Source organism: Pseudotamlana agarivorans, assembly GCF_001642835.1.
In the GTDB taxonomy this organism is placed as follows: domain Bacteria; phylum Bacteroidota; class Bacteroidia; order Flavobacteriales; family Flavobacteriaceae; genus Pseudotamlana; species Pseudotamlana agarivorans.
In genome coordinates this window covers 600066-621426 of record NZ_LXEI01000001.1, presented here as the reverse complement: position 1 = coordinate 621426, position 21361 = coordinate 600066, and the positions used below count along the sequence as shown (strand labels likewise).

At 37.8% G+C, this 21361-nt stretch carries 13 protein-coding genes; 5 read left to right on the top strand and 8 right to left on the bottom strand.

Annotated elements, in window-relative coordinates:
* Window positions 1-30 precede the first annotated feature (30 nt).
* Genes A6I66_RS02560 through A6I66_RS02550 form a run of 3 tightly spaced genes read left to right on the top strand, consistent with a single transcriptional unit; the run spans window position 31 to window position 1924 of the window.
* Window positions 31-504: a CYTH domain-containing protein gene (locus A6I66_RS02560; RefSeq protein WP_067145216.1), complete on the top strand. Its 474-nt coding sequence runs from the start codon at window positions 31-33 to the stop codon at window positions 502-504.
* Window positions 492-1052, top strand: a complete 561-nt coding sequence (locus tag A6I66_RS02555) for a YciI family protein (RefSeq protein ID WP_067145215.1) — start codon at window positions 492-494, stop codon at window positions 1050-1052. Before A6I66_RS02560 ends, A6I66_RS02555 begins: the two co-directional genes overlap by 13 nt.
* A complete protein-coding gene (locus tag A6I66_RS02550; protein WP_067145212.1) occupies window positions 1049-1924 on the top strand; it encodes an endonuclease/exonuclease/phosphatase family protein in 876 nt (291 codons plus the stop codon). The genes A6I66_RS02555 and A6I66_RS02550 overlap by 4 nt, the downstream gene beginning before the upstream one ends.
* A 150-nt stretch (window positions 1925-2074) precedes the next feature.
* Here the strand turns inward: A6I66_RS02550 and amaB are convergent, their stop codons facing one another.
* Both amaB and A6I66_RS02540 read right to left on the bottom strand, forming a co-directional pair.
* Window positions 2075-3628, bottom strand: coding sequence for an L-piperidine-6-carboxylate dehydrogenase (gene amaB / locus A6I66_RS02545; RefSeq protein WP_067145622.1), 1554 nt, complete (start codon window positions 3626-3628; stop codon window positions 2075-2077).
* Between the two features lie 163 nt (window positions 3629-3791).
* On the bottom strand, window positions 3792-4262 hold the full coding sequence (locus A6I66_RS02540) for a CAP domain-containing protein (protein ID WP_067145210.1): 471 nt from the start codon (window positions 4260-4262) through the stop codon (window positions 3792-3794).
* Window positions 4263-4572: 310 nt separating this feature from the next.
* Between A6I66_RS02540 and A6I66_RS02535 the strand changes: the two genes are divergently transcribed.
* Together A6I66_RS02535 and A6I66_RS02530 are read left to right on the top strand one after the other, a co-directional pair.
* Complete coding sequence (locus tag A6I66_RS02535; protein WP_067145208.1) at window positions 4573-9711, top strand: LamG-like jellyroll fold domain-containing protein; 5139 nt, start codon at window positions 4573-4575, stop codon at window positions 9709-9711.
* A 458-nt stretch (window positions 9712-10169) separates the two neighbouring features.
* Window positions 10170-14606: a LamG-like jellyroll fold domain-containing protein gene (locus A6I66_RS02530; protein ID WP_084399420.1), complete on the top strand. Its 4437-nt coding sequence runs from the start codon at window positions 10170-10172 to the stop codon at window positions 14604-14606.
* Window positions 14607-14718: 112 nt separating this feature from the next.
* Here the strand turns inward: A6I66_RS02530 and bioB are convergent, their stop codons facing one another.
* The 6 genes from bioB to A6I66_RS02500 all read right to left on the bottom strand — a co-directional run bounded on the left by bioB (window position 14719) and on the right by A6I66_RS02500 (window position 21342).
* Window positions 14719-15819 carry a biotin synthase BioB gene (gene bioB, locus A6I66_RS02525; RefSeq protein WP_067145204.1) on the bottom strand — a complete coding sequence of 367 codons (1101 nt, stop codon included), beginning with the start codon at window positions 15817-15819 and terminating at the stop codon, window positions 14719-14721.
* A gap of 115 nt (window positions 15820-15934) precedes the next feature.
* Complete coding sequence (locus A6I66_RS02520) at window positions 15935-17137, bottom strand: beta-ketoacyl synthase N-terminal-like domain-containing protein (RefSeq protein ID WP_067145202.1); 1203 nt, start codon at window positions 17135-17137, stop codon at window positions 15935-15937.
* A 577-nt stretch (window positions 17138-17714) separates the two neighbouring features.
* A complete protein-coding gene (gene bioA / locus A6I66_RS02515) occupies window positions 17715-18980 on the bottom strand; it encodes an adenosylmethionine--8-amino-7-oxononanoate transaminase (protein ID WP_067145200.1) in 1266 nt (421 codons plus the stop codon).
* Between the two features lie 131 nt (window positions 18981-19111).
* Entirely contained in the window at window positions 19112-19732 is a 621-nt protein-coding gene (gene bioD, locus A6I66_RS02510) for a dethiobiotin synthase (RefSeq protein ID WP_067145197.1), read from the bottom strand.
* Window positions 19733-19780: 48 nt separating this feature from the next.
* On the bottom strand, window positions 19781-20194 hold the full coding sequence (locus A6I66_RS02505) for a putative signal transducing protein (RefSeq protein WP_067145195.1): 414 nt from the start codon (window positions 20192-20194) through the stop codon (window positions 19781-19783).
* Window positions 20191-21342 (bottom strand): aminotransferase class I/II-fold pyridoxal phosphate-dependent enzyme, encoded by a 1152-nt coding sequence (locus A6I66_RS02500; RefSeq protein WP_067145193.1) that lies wholly within the window; start codon window positions 21340-21342, stop codon window positions 20191-20193. The genes A6I66_RS02505 and A6I66_RS02500 overlap by 4 nt, the downstream gene beginning before the upstream one ends.
* Window positions 21343-21361 lie beyond the last annotated feature (19 nt).

Here is a 21361-nt window from a genome sequence, read left to right as displayed (position 1 = left end):
CGACCGTATGGTAAATGGGTCCGATGGCATATGATAGAGATCGAACGTAAGTTTTTAGTGAACTCTGAAACTTTTAAAAAAGAAGCTTTTAAGCAAACCCGTATTTGTCAAGGGTATTTAAATTCTCATAAAGATCGGGCGGTTAGAATTCGAATAAGAGATGATGAAGGCTTTATCACGGTTAAAGGTGCCTCTTCAAAATCGGGATTATCACGATTTGAATGGGAAAAGTTGATTTCGTTAGAAGAAGCTGAAGCCCTAATAAATCTTTGTGAAGAAGCCATTATCGATAAGATACGCTATGAAGTACAAGTTGGTATTCATGTTTTTGAAGTCGATGAATTTTTTGGTGATAATACAGGTTTGGTACTTGCCGAAGTAGAACTGAAAACAGAAACCGAAACTTTTATAAAACCCGAATGGTTAGCCGAAGAAGTTACAGGAGATATTAGATATTATAATTCACAATTAAGTAAAAACCCATTTAAACTATGGAAATCATAAAAAAAATAGCCTCAGTTTTTTTAATCATGTTATTCATTGCTTCTTGTAAAGAGGATGTTAAAACACCAGAAGTTATACCGCCTACTCCAGAAGAACTGGCTGTCATGAAAGTTAAAGATTCTTTATACAATGCTTTTGTAAAGGCTCAATCCAATAAAAAAACACAGAAACAAATTAAAGAGGCTTTAGAAGCCAAAGGTTATAAAACTTTCGATTATGTTGATGAGAAAACCCAGGATACCATTTTAATGCAGCAATATTTTATCGCTTTTTTAAAGTCGGGTGCTATTCGTGGTCAGAATGAAGAAGAAACAGCCGAGCTTCAAAAGCAACATTTAGAATATTTAGGAAAAATGTACGAGGAAGGCCATGCCGATATTTCTGGACCGTTTGGTGATGATGGCGATATTAGAGGTATTACCATATACAATGTACCTACAAAAAAAATGGCCGAACGTTTAGCTAATGAAGATCCTATGGTTCAAGCAAACCGTTTAAAGGTTGAAATCCATCCTTGGTGGGCAGCAAAAGGATATCATTTAAGATGATTTTTAAATTTATTAAAGGCCTTTATTTCGTTTTAAATATCGCTATTATTTTAGCGCTACTCATTTTACATTTTGTAATTAAAGATAGCACATACGAGTGGTCATTGATATTTTATCCTTTTCCTTTACCTGTCATTATAGGTATTGTTGTTGGTTTGTCTATATTCCTTGGTAAAAGACGAAAGTACAATTTAATACTTGCAGGGATTTTACTGCTGATTTGGCTTGCCGGCAGTTTTAGGTTTACCTTTGCCGAACCTATTTCCGAAAAAGATTTAGAAGTTGTTTTTTGGAACACCTCTCGCGAACATCACTTTGAAGATGCGGTGGCGCAATATGGTAGTTTTCCTGATGTTATGGTACTTGCAGAAGCTAGTGATACCGATTTTTCGCGATTGCAGGCTTTGTATCCGCAGTATTATTTTTACAAATCTAAACGGGAACTTTCTGTTTTTTCAAAGCATCCCATGACTATTGTTTCCGATAATATCTCAAAGTACAATACTTCTGTAGTCCATTTTGAGACTACGGGTATTCATTTTTATGCTGTTGATGTTACGGGGAGTAAGGATGTGCCTAGACATTGGGAGCTAGATTTTGTAGATGAACAAATAGAATTTGGTGACCGAACTTTGGTTTTAGGCGATTTCAATTTGCCTTATGAATCTTTGTTTTTTAAGGAAATCAAAACGCATTTCAACCACTGGTTTTCTTCTAAGGGCAATGGCTTTCGAGAAACTTGGCCATGGGGTTTGCCTTTACTATCCTTAGATCATATTTGGGTGTCTAAAGATTTAGATATTTTGGATTCTAAAAAAATCAATTCTCTAGAATCTGATCATGAAATGATAAAAACGGTAATTCAACGGTAGAGCATGAAGTCTGCCATTCAGAAAGAAGTGTAACATCCTCCTTTTAGCGGAAAGATTCCTCAGTCGTGCCTCCTTCTGAATGACTAATTTCTTCGTGTAATTTAGCGTCTGCTCCGCCTAACTCTGCGAAATAACTTATTCGTAATAAATCTACAAATCAAACTTTATCCCTTGAGCCAAAGGCAATTCAGTTGTGTAGTTAATGGTGTTGGTTTGTCGGCGCATATAAACTTTCCAAGCATCCGATCCCGATTCACGACCACCACCAGTTTCTTTTTCACCACCAAAGGCGCCACCAATTTCAGCGCCAGAAGTCCCAATGTTTACGTTAGCAATACCACAATCGGAGCCTTCCACCGAAAGAAAACGTTCGGCTTCACGTAAATTATTGGTCATAATCGCCGAGCTTAACCCTTGGGCGACGTCATTTTGTATGTTAATGGCATTTTCAACCTCGCCTTCGTATGTCATCACATATAAAATAGGGGCAAAAGTTTCTTGTTTAACCATGCTGTAATGCGGTTCAACAGCTACAATAGCGGGCTTCACATAGCAACCGCTTTCAAATCCAGAACCTTTAAGGATTCCGCCTTCAACAAGTACTTGGCCGCCTTCTTTTACGACCTGTTTTAGGGCTTTGCTGTACATTTTAACGGCATCGGTATCTATAATAGGGCCTACATGGTTGCTTTCATCTAAAGGATTTCCAATGCGTAATTGTTGGTAAGCTTTAGTAATGGCTGAGACCACTTTATCGTAAACGCTTTCATGAATAATTAAACGTCTTGTTGAGGTACAGCGCTGTCCTGCAGTGCCTACAGCACCAAAAACGGCTCCGATAACTGTCATTTTTATATCGGCATCAGGTGTCACAATAATGGCATTATTACCACCAAGCTCTAACAAGGTTTTACCTAAACGGGCAGCAACTTCTTGAGCAACGGTTTTCCCCATCCTAGTGGATCCGGTTGCTGAAATTAAAGGAATTCGTGTGTCTTTAGTCATAAATTCACCCACTTTAGCATCACCAATAATCAGATTAGAAATACCTTCAGGTAAATGGTTTTCAGTTAATATTTCGGCTATGATGTTTTGACAAGCGATGCCGCAAAGCGGTGTTTTTTCCGAAGGTTTCCAAACACAAACATCCCCACATACCCAGGCTAAAGCCGTGTTCCAAGCCCAAACGGCTACGGGAAAATTAAAGGCAGAAATAATACCAACCACACCAAGAGGGTGGTACTGCTCATACATGCGATGGCCAGGGCGTTCGCTATGCATGGTCAGGCCGTGTAACTGACGGGAAAGGCCAACCGCAAAATCGCAGATATCAATCATTTCCTGAACTTCACCTAAGCCTTCTTGGTAACTTTTACCCATTTCATAGGAAACCAATTTGCCCAGCGCTTCTTTTTTCTCTCTTAATTTATTTGAAAATTGCCTTACGATATCGCCACGTTGCGGTGCTGGGATTTTTCGCCAATGTAAAAAGGCTTGGGTAGCGCTTTCCATCATTTTTTCGTAATCGGCTTTTGTTGTGCTGGTTACCTTAGCGATTAGTTGGCCATCAACTGGGGAGATGCTATCGATGGATTTTCCGGTTGAAAACTGGTTTGAACCGGTAGAAGTACCTGCGTTAACAGGTTTTATACCTAAAATGTCAAGGGCTTTATCTATACCGAAAGAGGTGTTAGGATGAGTCATTTTTAAATAATTTAAAGGCTTTTCAGCCATTTTTACTAAAGTAATATTTAAATGTGGGTTTTAAAGGGTATCATCTTTTCCTAAACATAACTTTAACAAAAAAAAAAAGGCCGTCTAAAAATTAGACAGCCTATCGGTTGTAATGTTTGAAAAATAATTTTGTTTACTTCTTCAAGAATATAAAACTGAAGTAATTAATACCGCTTTCACTTTTGCTAACGCCTATGCCTATATGCGTAAAATCGGCTTCAATATTGTTTTTGTGATCTAGATTATTTAACATGGCTTCAACAACATTATCGGCCGTTTTGTATTTTGAAGCTACGCTTTCTCCCATCTTAATGGGGTTTTCGGCTTGAAATAGCAACTCGGCACGTTGATGAGAGTTGTCGTAACTCAATTTGTCTTGGGTAGCCATGTACAAGCTGTGTTCTTCAGCTAAAGTAGTCGCATAAGCATTGAAGGCTAAGGTGGGTAAGTCTAAATCCGCCCTATGGTCGTTTAATAAGTTCAGAATTTGACTGTTAATACTAGAGTCATTAGAGTCATTATTGCTTGAAGAACATGACAATACACTTAAAAATAAAGTGCAAATCACCATGAAAGACCATGGTTTTAGGTAGGTAGTTTTCATATTTATAGATTTGGGTTCTCAAATATACATTTTAAATGTGGCAGATTGGTCTTGTAAATTTTGTAATTTGTTGTTTTTTATAAGAAAATTCTTTCTTATATGTAGGTTTAGACTTGTTTAAGTGCGTGTAATTATGTCATTTTCATGATTTTATAGGTGAAATATGATGAAAATCATGTTTTTTATCGAAAAAACACCAGATAGTCAGGAAGCTATGTCTTTTTAATTCTAAATTTGCCGCTTGTTATTAAAAATTAAAATATTACACTAAAATTTATTAGTATAATAATCTCTCAGTCTCTCAAATCTTATGGCAAAATTCTACTCTCAGTTTCATAGAGCGCTTTTTGTAGCTCTATTTTTTTTCGTTGGTTCGGTTGGTTTGGTTCATGCTCAGTGTGTACCAACTAATATGGGGTATACGAACCAGAAAGGAATTTCAAATTTTACAATAATCGGTGATTCTGGTTCTGAAATAAACCACAATAGTGGTGTTCAAGAAGGTTATGCAGATTACACTTCGGAAAAGGTAAATGTTACTACAGGGAATACATATAATTTCTCGGCTACAAACTCTGTTAAAAATGGAACTCCAACAGCCAGCATGGGCATTTGGATAGATTACGATGGTACTGGCAACTTCGAATTAGTATATGATTCTGGAGAAACATCAAACAATTACAATTTTTCGGGAAGTATTACCTTAGACAAATTTGTATCAAATACAGCCGTGATGAGAGTTGCAGCGGTTTATTGTTATAATAATGCAAGTTGTAAAACGATTCCAGCAACTCCTTGTGATTTTAATAATGAACTCTCCGAAGTAGAGGATTATACTTTAAATATCTCTTTACCACCTATCCCTGTTGTTAATGATGATGATTTAACTGTCTTTTTGAATAGTACTTCGGGTACTACAAATAAAATTAATGTTACTAGTAATGATGTTTTGAGTTCTCATGGCGGTACTGGAGACGACTACAAAATATTAAACGAAACATCCCATGGATCTCTTACAGAAATTACCGACGGTATCTTTGAATATATTCCAAACCCAGATTACATGGGAACTGATAGTTTTACATATTCACTATGTGATGTGAATAATAATTGCTCAATAGGAACGGTGAATATTCTGGTTAAGCCGGACACCTGTACACCAACTTCTACTTCCGAGATGCACAGATATATAGATAATGTGACACTTACAGGGAAAACAATTACACTTAATAATACATCGGGAGATAACGGCGGCTACAAATCATTTTTTAACCTTTCACCTGTTGATTTAATTGCAGATATAAATTATAATATATCTATTACAGTAAGAGGTCATCAGCCTAATTATGCTAAAGATGTTTTTATCGATTATAATCGAGATGGAGATTTTGATGATTCAAATGAATACGTTGCAACTGGATCAGGTGATGAAGGATTAAACTTTACAATCCCTACAAGTGTAGTTTCAGGAAATACTGTTATGCGTGTTGGTACTCGAGATAAATGGAATTCTACTGCTAATTCTTGTAGTCAATATGCTTCGGGAAAATATGAAGAATTCGAAGACTACTTCATAAACATCACATCCTCAACTCCAACTCCAGACCCATCTCCGGCACCTACCCCAAGCGACCCAACAGTGTATCCTGATACCGACGGCGATGGTATTACCGATAATATCGATTTAGACGATGATAATGATGGGATTTTGGATACCGTTGAAAACAACATATGTAAGTCAAATCCATCAGCTTCTAAAGCAGAAACGGTGTTTTTATATGAAACTTTTGGCGCTGGTACCAATCGTGTTGAAATAGATGCCAATTTTGCAGCTGCAAGTACAACCTATGAGTATCTTGCTAGTGGAGACGTTGTTGATGGTAAATATACTGTTTACCATAATGCACGAGACATAGCGAGTTGGTCCGCAGGCTACTGGTATCAAGGAGACGATTACACACCTAATGATACGAATGGTAGAATGGCCATTTTTAATGCAGAAAATGTTGCTGGAGGTGTGTTTTACGAAAATCAAATTTCAGGAGTTACACCTGATGTTGAAGTGACCTACAGTTTTGCAGTTATTAATTTAGATCGTGAAGAACACGATCCACCAAGAAGTAAACCCAATGTTTTGATGCAAATTTTATCTTCAGACGGTACAAAAATACTTGCAGAAGATAGCACCAAAGACATAGAGCCATCTGATAGTGTTAGCTGGGAAGTATTTTATCTTTCTTTTTTTCCTAAAACTTCCGATTTCATGGTTAGGCTTATAAATCAATCCGTTGGCGGCCTAGGTAACGACCTCGCTATAGATGATATTCGAGTGGTACAACTATTTTGTGACTCCGACGGCGATGGCGTTGCCGATGTTTTAGATATAGACGATGATCACGATGGTATTCCCAATGTTGTGGAATTAGGAAAGGCATCTTTAGACACGGATAAGGATGCTACTCTATTAGGTGATAATTGGATAGATTCTAATACAAATGGTGTGCATGACGATTTTGAAAGCGGAGGAACAAATCATATAGATATAACCAATTTAACTCCGGGGACCGATTTTGATGGTGATGGTGTACCTAATTATTTAGATTTAGACTCTGATAACGATGGTGTTTTTGATGCCCTTGAGTACGACGGCTTAGGTGATATCGATATTACTGGAAATGGTGTAGGTGATGGCATCGATAGTGATGGCGATGGTGTTTTAGATAACATAGATAATTACGTTGGTTTTGGAGTAGCATCTTATGCGTCTCCTGTTGAAACCACTTCAGGAACTCCCGATTATTTAAATCCGAAATCTGGAGGAATCAATGATATTCCAGAAATATTCGCCCATCTCGATGCTGATAACGATGGCGTTATTGATGGGTCTACCGACGCCGATAAGGATGGTATTTTGGACGCGTTCGATACCGATACTGCTGTTTTTGGTTCGCCTAGAGCTTTAAATGGTTCGTTTGCTTTGTACTTTGATGGGCGTAATGATTATGTGGCAGAACCTTCGTTTATGAGTAGTTGGGCGGAAGCGACATTGATGTGCTGGATAAAAATTGACCCTTCAGCAACAGGAACGCGATTTATTATGGGGCAGGATAATTTTTATATGCAGCTCGATAGTAACAACAATTTAATTGCCAGTGGTGGTGGAAAAACAATAACCAGTGATGAACCTTTAGCTACTGGAGTTTGGATTCATGTAACGGCTCGTTTTGGAGATCATTTATGGTTATACACTAATGGAAATTTTTCAGCAGACAAAGTAAGTGCTTCTGGAGGTTTAGCCGCATCAACTTCAAGTTTCAGTATTGGGCGTACTCCCGATAGTAATTCTAATTATTTTATGGGGGAAATTGATGAAGTTCGTGTATTTAATGAAGCTATATATTCAAGCCCAATTAGAAAAATGATTTATCAAGAATTAGATGAAACTGATTTAAATCAAGGTCAAATTATTCCTAAACAAATAAATTCCAATCTTTCTTCAGGATTACAGCGTTATTATAAATTAGATGATTTTCAAGATGATAAATTAAAAGATCATTCACTTAATAACAGTGCAGTAGCAACCATTTATAATGTGAAAGACATTATGGGGCAAACGGCACCACTTCCTTTTGAGACAATGGCAAATGGCGACTGGGGAAGTAAGTCAACCTGGTTACATGGCGATGTTTGGGATATTGATGATGAAGCGAATATTAACGAATGGGTAATCGTTAATGTAGCTCACGAAGTCACCACCAGCTATTCACATACCACTTTAGGTTTGATTGTTGATGAAAATGCACGACTTGATGTTTTAAATGACTCCGATTTAAATAATACTTGGTATTTAGAGTTGAATGGTGATATCGATTTACATGGGGAATCTCAATTAATACAAACCAAAGACAGTGATTTGGTAGCTGGTACCCAGGGTGCTTTAGAAGTTGATCAGCAAGGTGAAACTTCTCAACATAACTATAATTATTGGTCATCGCCTGTACACAGTTCAAATCCTAATAGCGCTGTTGATGGCGATGAAAGTTATACCGTTGCAAGTGTGTTAATGGATGGCTCGGATGAATATAACCCAAAACCGATTAGTTTTATAGGGGGTTACGATGGAGTGAAAACCGACACATCAATCTCTATTGCCGAATATTGGATTTGGAAATACGCAAATAATAAAAGTGACACCTATGCCTTATGGCAACATATGAAGAGTACTGGAGAAATGTTTGTTGGTGAAGGTTATACCATGAAAGGTCCTGGAGCTAAAGGAAGCAAACCAGAACAAAACTATACGTTTAAAGGGGTTCCTAATAATGGTGAGATCACGTTAAAAATTCATCCTGGCAATGAGTACCTGGTTGGGAATCCATACCCTTCAGCTATTGATGCTCATGAATTTTTAGAAGATAACCAAAGCGCTTTAGATGGTACCCTATATTTCTGGGAGCACTATGGTGGGAATTCACATTATTCTAAGGATTACGAAGGTGGTTATGGGGTTTATAATTATTCAGGAGGGACACCGGCAATGACAGGAACTGCAGCCGCAGCTGCCCCTAGTCATTCGGCTTCCCCAGAAAAAACACCACATCGCTATATTCCTGTAGGACAAGGTTTCTTTGTAAAGGCCGATACGGCTACAGAAGCAGATATTGTCTTCGAAAACGATCAAAGAATTTTTGTAACCGAAAGTACAAATACCTCTGTTTTTGTAAAAAATGCCAGTACTAAAACATCGAAGCAAGAGGGTTCAAAGAATGAAGATCTTCGACCAAAAATTAGAATCAATTACGAATCGCCAAAAGGATATGTACGCCAATTATTAACGACGGTTGATGATCATGCTACCATGGGTGTAGATTGGGGTTACGACGGACTAATAAATGAAACCAATATAGAAGATATGTATTGGGAGGTTGAAAATGCCGATTATGTTATTCAAGGGATTGATGCTATAACCGAACAAACTGTTCTGCCATTAACCGTAAAAACCAAATCGGGAGGTTTAATTGAAATAAGTATACATGCCTTAGAAAACCTACCTGATGATGTGCCGGTATATTTGAAGGATTACGATACTTTTCACGATTTAAAAGCAGGTTCATTTTTCGTGAATGTTGATAGCGGACTCATTAGTGATCGTTTTGCAATTGCCTTTTCTACTGAAGGAAATACATTAGATATTGTTGAAGAAAACATCCAAAGTTTAGGGCTGTTTTATAACAAGCAAAGTTCTAGCATCATCATTAACAACCCTAATAGCATGAACATCGAAGGTTTAAAGGCCGTGAATATGCTTGGTCAGATGGTTTTTGAATATCCTGTGCATGCTTCCGATACAAAAATAAGTCTACCTACCAGCTTAGCATCAGGGGTGTATGTATGCTCAATGATTGTAGATGGGACGGAAGTTTCTAAAAAAATAGTGATTTCGGAGTAAGGCCGTTTGTATGATGTTGAATCTTTAAAGCGAACTCTAAATCGACGCTTTTAACACACCTCTACAATCTATTAAAACCAGATTGTAGAGGTGTTTTTGTATGCTATGAATGTCATATATGGTAGTCATTAAATTTATCAAACAAATACATTCTGCGCACGCTTCAAATTAGCGTATGTCTACTATCTAAATCTTTAAAAATTCTCATGATAAGGTTTAAGTAGTCAAAAATTAATCTAAAAAAGTAGTGCTTTTCTTGCTGATTTCGTAAAATAAACATGGGAATCACTGTAAGTCAGTGATTTTCATCGAAAAAACATCCCTCTTTTTGGCTGTTTTAATTTATTATTTACTTTTGATCTGGTAAACCAGTTTGGTTGATTAATTGATTACTTTGTAATTATCTATTAAGGTTTTCTACAATTACACCGAGCGACCTCGTAACTAGCCCAACTCTCATGGTACTATTTAATTTACACATCAGTAAAAGCGTATACTTTTTTCTATTGTTTTTTTTAACAGCACATTATTCAATTTACGCACAAGTAGATGTATTACAAGTACCAGGTGTTACAATAACGGGTGATACCCAACCAAGTACTTCATTAGATAATTTAATTGATGGCGATATTGATGAAAGTGATTCTGATTCCAGATGGGCGGTAAATGCTTCCCCTCAATATCCAAAGTCTGCTACTTTCGATTTAAAAGGGGAGTATACCTTATCAAGTTTTACATTAAATACATATCAAGATAGGAATTATGAATTTACAATAGAAGTTGCTACTGAAGCAGTTGGAATTAATGGAACATATACAACTTTAATAAGCTCATCGGGTAATGTAGGTAGTAATACTAATTTTACCACACCAAGTGTTGGTAGGTATGTTAGACTTCGAGTTACTGGAGGTTCTGGTTTTTCTAGTAGTTATGTTAGTATAAATGAAATTGAAATTTTTGGAGTTCCAGGGGGAGCTAGTAGCGCTTACCCCGATACCGATGGCGATGGTATTACCGATAACATTGATTTAGACGATGATAACGATGGTATTTTAGATGAGGATGAAACCACTCTTTGTGAATCAAAAACTTCTGCTACAAAAGCGCAAGTGGTCTTGTTACATGAAGACTTCGGATCTGGTACAACGCGAGAGTCCATTCCGTCAGCTGGGGTTACAGGTTCTAGTTCAGCTTATGCATATGAGGCAGGCCCTTATACCGGAAACTCTTCCGATAATGTTTCTAATGGAGAGTATACGCTGTTTCATGATGCCAGTGACAGTCAGATTGCTGCTTGGACAGGCCTAAACGGAGACTGGGGGGCTATGGAAGACCATACCATGAATGATACCAACGGACGTATGGCTATTTTTGATGGTGATGCTGGAGGCAGCACTGTAGCTTATACCATAACAGTTACAGGAATAACACCAAACATACCTATATCATATAGTTTTTATGCCGTTAATTTAGATGTTAAAGAACCTGATAGCAATCGCAAAAATCCTATTATAAAAATGGAAATCTTTAGAAGCGATGGCACAACATCGCTGGCAAGTGATTCTGTTGAATTATTAAAAATACATAGTAAAGACGATAACAGCGACGCTATAACCGATATCACTTCAAGTGGTACAAGCGCCGTAATTTCACCTTCAGATTGGCAAACCATTACAGCTCCTACATTTACCACTGATGAAGATACCATTATTGTGGTATTAACAGATATACAAGTAGATGCTTCTGGAAATGATTTTGCTCTAGATGATATTCGTATAACACAAGAATACTGTGATAGCGATGGTGATGGTGTTGCCGACATAAATGATCTTGACGATGATAACGATGGCATTCCAAATATCGTAGAATTAAGAAAGGAATTTTTAGATACGGATAAGGATGCTACTTTATTTGGTGATAATTGGATAGATTCTAATACTAATGGTGTACATGATGATTTTGAAAGTGGAGGAACGCAACATATAGATATAACTAATTTAACTCTAGGGACCGATAGCGATGGTGATGGTGTCCCAAATTACTTAGATTTAGACTCCGATAACGACGGGGTATTCGATGCACTTGAATACGATAGTTTTGGTGATGTTGATGTTACTGGAAACGGCGTTGGCGATGGTGTCGATAGCGATGGTGATGGCATTTTAGATCGTATAGATGATAAAGATGGATTTGGGTTAACAATCTATGCAAATCCTGAAAATGTAAATGGAGATACGATATGGGACTTTATTGATCCGATACATAATACCATAACATTAGGTGATATTTATCTGCCTTTACTAACTATAGATGCTTCTACAGGCATGATTACACCAAATACTGACACTGATGGCGATGGTATCGTTGATTCCCGTGATGAGGACGATACCGTTTTTGGATCGCCTAGGGATCTGAATGACAGTTATAGTCTGTATTTCGATGGCCGTAACGATTATGTACAAGAACCCCAGTTTTTAAATGGTACTAGTGAAGGAACCATGATGTGTTGGGTGAAACCTGATACGCCAACTGGAGGGGAGTTCATTATAGGAGAACATGGGATTAATTTTCTTTATATTGGAACTAATGTCGATGTTTTCGTAAATGGTAAGCTTGATGCAATTGTACCTGTGCCTATCGGTACCTGGGCACACTTAGCCTGTACGTATTCTGATGCTGATAATGAGGTTCGATTTTATGTAAATGGAGAATTGGCTAAAACAACTGCCTTTAGTGGTCCTATAACTAATTCAGCATCAATAAACACCTTTAATATTGGTACTGGTCCAGAAGGTAGTGCCATTGGTCATTTTAAAGGTGAAATAGACGAAGTGCGCGTTTTCAATAGAGCCCTCACTGAAAATGAGGTAAAACGCATGGTGTATCAAGAATTGGACGATAACAACAGTTTTAACAGTGGAAAAATCATTCCTTTGGATATAGCGTCCGATTTTGGAAGTACTTTAGTTCGCTATTACAAAATGGACACGTATCAAGACGATAAATTAATTGATATTTCAGGTAAAAACACCTCAGGTGCCACTATTTACAATGTTAAAGACATCTTTTTTCAAACCGCTCCACTACCTTTTGAAACCACAAACGATGGCAATTGGGGTGATGTTAACGTTTGGTTGCATGGTGATGTTTGGGATATTACAGATTATCCTGAGCATGAAGCAGCTATTGTACATGTAAAAAATCACATTACAAATAACCATTCTAATAACAGCAATAATGGTGTCGATGTTGTTAACCTAGGATTAATTATTGACCCAGGAGCTCATTTCGAATTTAAAAACAATAAAAAGCTAGAAAACTCATGGTATTTAGATATTGGTACTGGTGGTTTAATCGATTTACAAGGCGAGGGGCAATTGCTGCAGACTACAGAAAGTGTTTTGGGGTCGGGCGATGGCGTAATAGAACGTGACCAACAAGGGGTACAGAACTTATATACCTATAATTATTGGAGCTCTCCTGTTAATAATGGCAGTGGCAAATATACTGTTGGAGGCATCTTGTATAACGGCTCGAACCTAGTACAATATACAGGTGGTTATAATGGTTCACAAAGCCCTGTTACAATTTCGGAGTTTTGGTTGTATAAATTTGAGGATGCTTTAGCTGATAATTATTACGCTTGGGAGCGGATAAAAAGTACGGGAGAGTTAGTCGTTGGACAAGGGTTTACCATGAAAGGGACCACCACTAATACAGACTTAACTCAAACACAGAACTACACTTTTACAGGGATGCCTAACAATGGGGATTTTACCCTTACCTTAAATCCTGGTAACGAATATTTGGTGGGTAACCCATATCCATCGGCATTAGATGCCGATCAATTTTTAACCGATAACCAAAATACTATTGAGGGTACACTTTATTTTTGGGACCACTATGGTGGGAATTCTCATTACTTAAAGGAGTATGAGGGTGGTTATGCTATGTATAACCTTTCTGGTGGTGTAGGCTCGGCTGCTACAACGCCTGCTGCTGGGGTGAGTCCGAATGGAGGGCCAGGCACAAAAGTGCCAACACAATATATTCCAGTAGCTCAAGGCTTTTTTGTTAAAGCTGCCGGTAGCCAGACGAGTACCGATATTGTTTTTAATAATGGCCAGCGTGTCTACAATAGAGAAACATACGATAATTCCATTTTTATTAAAGAAACAACGACTAAAGCATCGAAAATAACAACCGCAAAAACTACAGACGCCAGGCCCAAATTCAGACTGGGCTTCCAGTCGCCAAAGGGTTATAAACGCCAGTTATTAACTACCGTAGATAAAAAGGCATCACTTCATTACGATTGGGGTTATGATGCTCCTGTGAACGAAGATAATGCCGAAGATATGTACTGGAGCATCGATCAATCCGAATATTTTATTCAAGGAGTAGATACGATTACCACACAAACTGTTTTACCACTTAGCGTAAAAACGCAATCGGGAGGCTTGATCGAAATCAAAATTGACAGTTTAGAATATGCTGCTGAAGACTATGATATCTATTTAAAAGATTACGATACTTATCATGATTTAAAATCGGGGACCTTTTTTGTAAATGTTGATAGCGGATTAATAGAAGATCGTTTTGCGATTGCTTTTTCAGAAGCATCAGAATCCTTAGGTGTAAATTCAGAGAGTAATAACCAACTTCAACTGTATTTCAATAACCAGAACGATAATATTGTTATTAGTAATCCTAAAGCTACAAATGTTAAGAGCCTAAAGGCCGTAAATGTACTGGGCCAAGAGGTTTTGGATGTTACAATTCAGTCTTCAGACAAGAAAATTAGTGTGCCTATACGTTTCGCTTCCGACGTTTATGTGTTTTCAATCAAAACTTCAGATGCTGAGGTTTCTAGAAAAGTGGTAGTTGCTAATTGATGAGGTATTGAGTGGTTTAGGCGTGTAAACCTGGCCTTTAAGAATAAAATAAAAACCCCGAATCTGATACCAATCAAATTCGGGGCTTTTATTTTTTATGCGAAGCACTTACTTAATCTTGTGACGCCTCTTTTCTTAAAGCTCTTGCCGCTTCGTTACGTTCAATTTTATGTTCTGGGCGTGTCCATTTTGGTTTTTCGCCTAAAGCTTCAATTTTAGAATCTTGAGCTTCAACCGTTTTTGGCTGTACTTTTTTAGTGAATGGTTTTTGAGGTTTTAATCCTAATAATTCGAACATTTTCATGTCTTCGTTCACATCTGGATTTGGAGTAGTTAATAGCTTATCTCCTGCAAAAATAGAATTTGCTCCTGCAAAGAAACACATGGCCTGACCTTCTCTAGTCATTTGCGTACGCCCTGCGCTTAAACGTACTTGAGTTTCTGGCATCACAATTCTTGTGGTGGCTACCATACGTACCATATCCCAAATAGAAACAGGTTCTTGATCTTCTAAAGGCGTTCCTTCAACAGCTACTAAAGCGTTTATTGGTGTCGATTCTGGTTGCGGATTTAAAGTAGAAAGCGCCACTAACATACCAGCACGATCTTCAATATTTTCACCCATACCAATAATACCACCACTACAAACCGTAACATTGGTTTTACGAACATTATCAATAGTATCTAAACGATCTTGATAACCACGGGTTGAAATCACTTCTTTATAATATTCTTCCGAAGAATCTAAATTATGATTGTAAGCATATAAACCAGCTTCAGCCAAACGCTTCGCTTGATTTTCGGTGACCATTCCAAGGGTGCAACACACTTCCATATCTAGTTTATTAATGGTTCTTACCATTTCTAAAACTTGATCGAACTCCTCGCCATCTTTTACATTACGCCATGCAGCTCCCATACAAACACGTGAACTTCCGCCTGATTTAGCGCGTAAAGCTTGTGCTTTAACTTGTTGCACAGACATTAAATCGTTCCCTTCAATATCGGTGTGGTATCTAGCTGCTTGTGGGCAATAGCCACAATCTTCTGAACATCCTCCTGTTTTTATAGATAATAAAGTTGACACCTGAACGGTATTTGGGTCATGATGCAAACGGTGAATTGTTGCTGCTTCATAAAGCAAATCCATAAAAGGTTTGTTATAAATCTCTAAAATTTCTTCTTTGGTCCAATTGTGTCTCATCTCACTCATAATAGCCAATACTTAATTTGGGTCAAAAATAGTAATAATATGGGAATGACTTTAGCTTTTACTTATTAAAATGCTAACGGCACTGCCCACAAATGCCTCCCGTAAGGGCAGGAACTTAATCGCCTGCCTTGGTTAATAATATAGAAACCGCGTTGCCTCCAAAACCAACAGCGTTTACTAGTATGTTTTTAATTCTATTTGGTTGTTTTTGATCCTTTAAATAAGGAACACTTATAAAGTGTTGCTTTTGAAGCATCAAAACCGCCAACTCGATACTTAACGACCCGGAAGCCCCAAAAGTATGTCCAATTTTCCATTTGTTTGTGGTAAGTGACGGTGGATTAGGGAACACTTTTTCAATGGCTTTTACTTCCGATAAATCGCCTTTTATAGTCCCTGGTGCATGCATGACAATAACATCGACCTCATCGGGATTTAAATCGCCTAAGGCCATTTTCATCGATTTCTGGAAACATTGTGCATCGCTAGAAATAGAAATATTATGTTTTAATATTTCGGTAGCATAGCCATAGCCGCTAATAACAGCAAGGGCGTCCTCCTGAATGCCAGCTTCCAAACAAGCTACGGAAGCACCTTCGCCTAGCACCATGGTGTTTTTGGTTTTTTCAAGATCTAAGGCGCGACATGGGAATGTTGCTTCATGCGCTTCGACAGGCTCAGTGTGACAATCAACTTGAATTTTAACTTGCGAATATATTTTTAGCGCTTGCATCTGGGCAAGGGTAAAGGGCGTTAATGGCGCCTCACTTCCTCCAACCAAAAATTTATTACACATGCCAGAATTAATCCATGCGATACCATTTAACATGGCATGTAAAGCTGTAGAACAGGTTATGGAATGACTTATTTCTGGGCCTTCGGTTTGTAAATCGTGAGCCACCCAAGAGGCAATATTGCCTAAGGTTGTGGTTGGCGAACTTAAGGTTTCAGCTTTATTGGATTGTAGAAAGGAGTCGTAATAAGTTTCAAAAAGTTCGGTAGCGCCACGGGAAGATCCTAAGTTGATGCCGAAATTATCGCTAGCCTTCCATTTTGCTTGTTTTACAGCAGCTCTAGAAGCGTAAATGGCATATAAAACAGAATTGTCTAAAGACTTATATTTTTGATCGGACTGCTTTAAAGACTCAATATCCCCTTTAGCATGCTCCGGAATTTGTGCCACCGGTAGCTTTTGATTCAAAACGGATTTTGAAGTCAGACAATGGTTGTTGTTTAAATAACTTTGCCATACTTCGTCGGATGTTTTTCCTAAGGAAGAAATAGACGATATGGCTGTAATGGAAATGGGTTGTTGCATAAATATTTCGTCATGCTGAACTCCTGCCTGCCGGGAGGCAAGGTGTTTCAGCACCTCATAATATGGTGATGTGAATCTAAAAAGTTAACATCATTGAACATTGTCAAGTAGCGTTTGTTGAAGTTGGTATGTGCATTGGAGTTTAAAAACACTTTTGAACACCCCTAAAGTCCCCTCAAGGGGACAATCTCTAAAGTTCACTTCAGGCAAATCGCTAGTTAATTTTTTAGATCAAAATTCAGTTTTACGTTAGTTGACAAAAGTACTATTTATGAGTTAGGGATCACTCATTGTTAACATTTTTATTGAAATCGCATCCTTTTTAATTTTCAAAAAACATAATAACGCGACGCCTCTGTGACTCTCAGTGTAGCTCCGTGAATCTTTGTGAAATAAAAACAGTAATTCTTACGCCGAGATGCTCAGAGTTTCCACAGAGACACACAGCGAATGTGGTAATCTTAAATTGGAATAACACTTAATCTTGACACTAATTTCACAAATTTTTGCATGCTAAACTATTCGTGATAATCTGTGTAATTCGTGTCTAAAAACTTTAGATAATGAAATTGATTTACTAAACAATATCCAAAGCCTCTTCAATAACTTGATAGATTTTTTCTAACTGAGTTTCCGTAACCACATAAGGCGCTTGAATGTAAATGGTGTTCCCTAGCGGTCGTAAAAACACGCCGTGATCCATGAAAAATTTGAACAGTTTGTCACGTATGTTTCCGTAGCGTTGCATTTCTACATCTAAATCTAAGGCAAAAATAACGCCCGATTGTCTGATACCTTTTACTTTAGGGTGCTTTTTAATGTGTTCGCCAAAAGTTTGATGTGAGGCTATAATGCGCTGTATATTGCTTTGAATGGCTTCGGTTTGTAGCAATTCTATGCTCGCCAAAGCAGCTGTACAAGCTAGTGGATTTGCCGAATAGGTGTGTCCGTGAAAAAGGCCTTTTCCGATATCGTCACTATAAAAAGCATCGTAAATATCTTGTGAGCAGGTGGTTAATGCCATGGGTAGTAATCCGCCTGTAAGCGCCTTGCTTAAACACATCACGTCAGGTTTGGTTTCCATGTGTAACGATGCGAAATGTTTTCCGGTTTTACCAAACCCCGTCATCACCTCGTCGGCAACAGTTATAATGTGTTTGCTTTTACAAAATTGCAAAATTGCATTTAAGTCATTAATATCATGCATTTTCATGGCTGCTGCACCTTGAACCAAAGGCTCGTAAACAAATCCTGCGACTTTATTGTCTTTAGAAATTTTTTCTAATTGCTCTAAAATGGCCTCTAAATTTTCACCGTTTGGAACGGGAATACGTTTCACATCGAGGAAAAATTCTTCAAACGGACCGTTATAAACCGAGAGTCCAGAAACGCTCATGGCGCCAAAGGTATCGCCGTGAAAACCATCCTCGAAGGCGATTAGGGTATTGCGTTTTTCGCCATTGTTAAAATGATATTGTAGGGCCATTTTAATACCAATTTCAACCGAAGTGGAGCCGTTATCACTAAAAAATATTTTTTGTTGATTATCGGGAAGAATATTGATCAAAGCTTCGGATAGTTTCACTGCAGGTTCGTGTGTAAAACCACTAAAAACCACTTGATCCAACTGTTTCATTTGTTCTGAAACTCGACTCGTAATATAATCGTTGCAGTGCCCGTACATACAGGTGTACCACGAGGCGATGGCATCAATGTATTCGTTACCATTTTCGTCTGTTAACACGCAGCCTTTTGCTTTTGTAATGGCAATAGATTCGGGGTGCAATTTATGTTGGGTAAGTGGGTGCCAGAGGTGTTTTTTATCGCGTTGTTGTAGTGTCATAAGTGTTATAGTCGTCATGCTTAACTCCTGCCTGCCGGCAGGAGTTAAGCATCTCATTATTCTTGTTGTTTTTACGTAATTTATGTTGGGTTCATATGTTGATGTGACCCTGAAACAAGTTCAGGGTGACGTTACAAATTAGTTTTAAATTTCTCAGCATATTCCCGAATCACATTTTTATCGAAATACGGTTCTTCCTCTATTCTTCCAATAACGGGAGCTTTTGTCATTTTTTTAATGATGTCTTCCGTTGTTTTATGTTCGTTTCCACTGAAAATTAGCGATACATCAAATCCTTTTTCTTGCAGTAATTTTACCGTTAGAAGTGTGTGGTTGATGCTTCCTAAATAGTGCCTAGATACCACAATAACCTTATAAATTGGTTTGATAATATCTAAAATCGTATTTTCATCATTCAAAGGAACTAATAAACCACCAGCACCTTCAATAACCAAATGATTGTTAGTTTTGGGAGGGTTTACCTGCTTTAAATCGATTGTAAGGTTATCAATTTCCGCGGAAGCGTGCGGACTCATAGGCGTGTTTAACGCATAGGCGTTAGGATGAAATTTTGTATTGGTGTTGGATATTAGGTTTTGCACCTTTTTGGTATCGCAATGGTCTAATTCTCCAGCCTGAATGGGTTTCCAGTAATCGGCTTCTAAGGCCTCAGTAACAATGGCGGAGGCCACGGTTTTACCAACTTCGGTAGAAATACCTGTTATAAAATAGGTGTTTGTTTTTTTCGTCATGCTGCATGTGTTTCAGTATCGCATTCCTATGGACGTGCAACGTGTTGTTTATTTGATATTAAACTCCGTTTGACACGATTCGCATCTATATTTATGTTTCATATAAAATGGAAGCGATGAAAATAAAACCCCAAAAATAAACCAGAATAATGATTTAGCATCCTTAATTGTTGAAAAGAGGGCAACTTTTTGACTTTCGCAATTTGGACAAACGATGGTATGGCCTTCGTCGTCTATCGAATATTTACTTATGGATTCTAAAATATGTTGCGCCTTTAGCGCCTGTTTAGATAGCACTTTTAGTTTTACACCGCCAATGGCGTTGCTCACTAGTGGATCGGTATCGATGGTTAAATTATCGGATAAAAAAACCTGTATGCCTTCGGCTTCCAAACGCCCTTTTACAATTTGGGCTTCGGTAGAGTACTGAAATCGCGCTTTGGTTTTAAAACGATTGCTCATGAGGTTACCAAGGTGGCTAGTAATTTTAAAACTTCAGAAATTTGAGCTTCGGTGTTATAAGCGTGTAGACAAAAGCGTAAGCGTTCCTGTCCTTTTGAAACCGTTGGAGACAAGATGGGTTTGACATCATATCCTGAATTTTGAATATGTTTTGATATGTGTTTCACCCTATCGTTTCCTGAAATGATACAGCAGTGTATGGCCGAATCACTTTCTATAAACAACTTTTGTAGCTGATTTTTAATGATCTCAGACTTAAAAAACTGGATGTTTTCTTTTAGTTTTTGGCGTGTTTGAGTTTGCTCTAGGGCTAAATAACTGGCATGAATGGTAGCCAAACTGTGAGGCGGGAGTGCTGTTGTGTAAATTAAACTCCTAGAAAAATTAACCAAATACTGTATCAAAAGGTCGCTACCTAAAATGGCGGCACCGTGGCATCCTAAGGCTTTTCCGTAGGTTACAATTCTAGCAAACACGGCTTTTTCCAGGCCTAGGTGTTGTATGAGTCCGCCACCATGTTTTCCAAAAATGCCTAGGCCATGTGCTTCATCAATCACTAAATACGCCTTGTGCTTTTTACATATTTGCGATAGTTCTTCTAAATCTGGTGAATCGCCATCCATAGAAAAAACAGATTCGGTAACGACATAAATATGCTGTTTACTGTTAGACGCATTTTCAGTAAAACGAGTTAATAACGTTTCTAAATCTCTTAAATCGTTATGCTTAAATTTATAGGCTTTTGCGTTGCTCATGAGCATGCCATCACGGATGGAGGCATGAATATAGGCATCATATAAAATAATATCGCCACGTTGCGGTACACTGGAAAAAAAACCAATATTGGCGTCGTATCCCGAATTAAATATTAAGGCAGATTCACTATTATGAAAGTTGGCCAATTGTTTTTCTACAAAGGGATATAACTTATGATTTCCTGAAAGTAAACGGGAGCCTGTTGCACCATTTTGAAGCATATTTTGTGCTTTTAAAAAGGCATGGCTTTCATTAAAAATAGTTTCATTTTTTGAAAAGCCTAAATAATCATTTGATGAAAAATCAACGTATGGATTATCCATACCTAGTTGCCTCAATGCATTTTCAGCATTACGGTTTTCTAATTTTTGATGTAATTTTTCAGGAAACATGCCGTAAATATACTTCTTA

What these genes read in the sequence shown, in the direction of transcription:
- A6I66_RS02555 (WP_067145215.1), top strand. Translation starts at nt 492, where the DNA reads ATGGAAATCATAAAAAAAATAGCCTCAGTTTTTTTAATCATGTTATTC.
- A6I66_RS02530 (WP_084399420.1), top strand. Translation starts at nt 10,170, where the DNA reads ATGGTACTATTTAATTTACACATCAGTAAAAGCGTATACTTTTTTCTA.
- A6I66_RS02520 (WP_067145202.1), bottom strand. Translation starts at nt 17,137, where the DNA reads ATGCAACAACCCATTTCCATTACAGCCATATCGTCTATTTCTTCCTTA.
- A6I66_RS02505 (WP_067145195.1), bottom strand. Translation starts at nt 20,194, where the DNA reads ATGAGCAATCGTTTTAAAACCAAAGCGCGATTTCAGTACTCTACCGAA.
- amaB (WP_067145622.1), bottom strand. Translation starts at nt 3,628, where the DNA reads ATGACTCATCCTAACACCTCTTTCGGTATAGATAAAGCCCTTGACATT.
- bioA (WP_067145200.1), bottom strand. Translation starts at nt 18,980, where the DNA reads ATGACACTACAACAACGCGATAAAAAACACCTCTGGCACCCACTTACC.
- A6I66_RS02540 (WP_067145210.1), bottom strand. Translation starts at nt 4,262, where the DNA reads ATGAAAACTACCTACCTAAAACCATGGTCTTTCATGGTGATTTGCACT.
- A6I66_RS02560 (WP_067145216.1), top strand. Translation starts at nt 31, where the DNA reads ATGATAGAGATCGAACGTAAGTTTTTAGTGAACTCTGAAACTTTTAAA.
- bioB (WP_067145204.1), bottom strand. Translation starts at nt 15,819, where the DNA reads ATGAGTGAGATGAGACACAATTGGACCAAAGAAGAAATTTTAGAGATT.
- A6I66_RS02500 (WP_067145193.1), bottom strand. Translation starts at nt 21,342, where the DNA reads ATGTTTCCTGAAAAATTACATCAAAAATTAGAAAACCGTAATGCTGAA.
- bioD (WP_067145197.1), bottom strand. Translation starts at nt 19,732, where the DNA reads ATGACGAAAAAAACAAACACCTATTTTATAACAGGTATTTCTACCGAA.
- A6I66_RS02535 (WP_067145208.1), top strand. Translation starts at nt 4,573, where the DNA reads ATGGCAAAATTCTACTCTCAGTTTCATAGAGCGCTTTTTGTAGCTCTA.
- A6I66_RS02550 (WP_067145212.1), top strand. Translation starts at nt 1,049, where the DNA reads ATGATTTTTAAATTTATTAAAGGCCTTTATTTCGTTTTAAATATCGCT.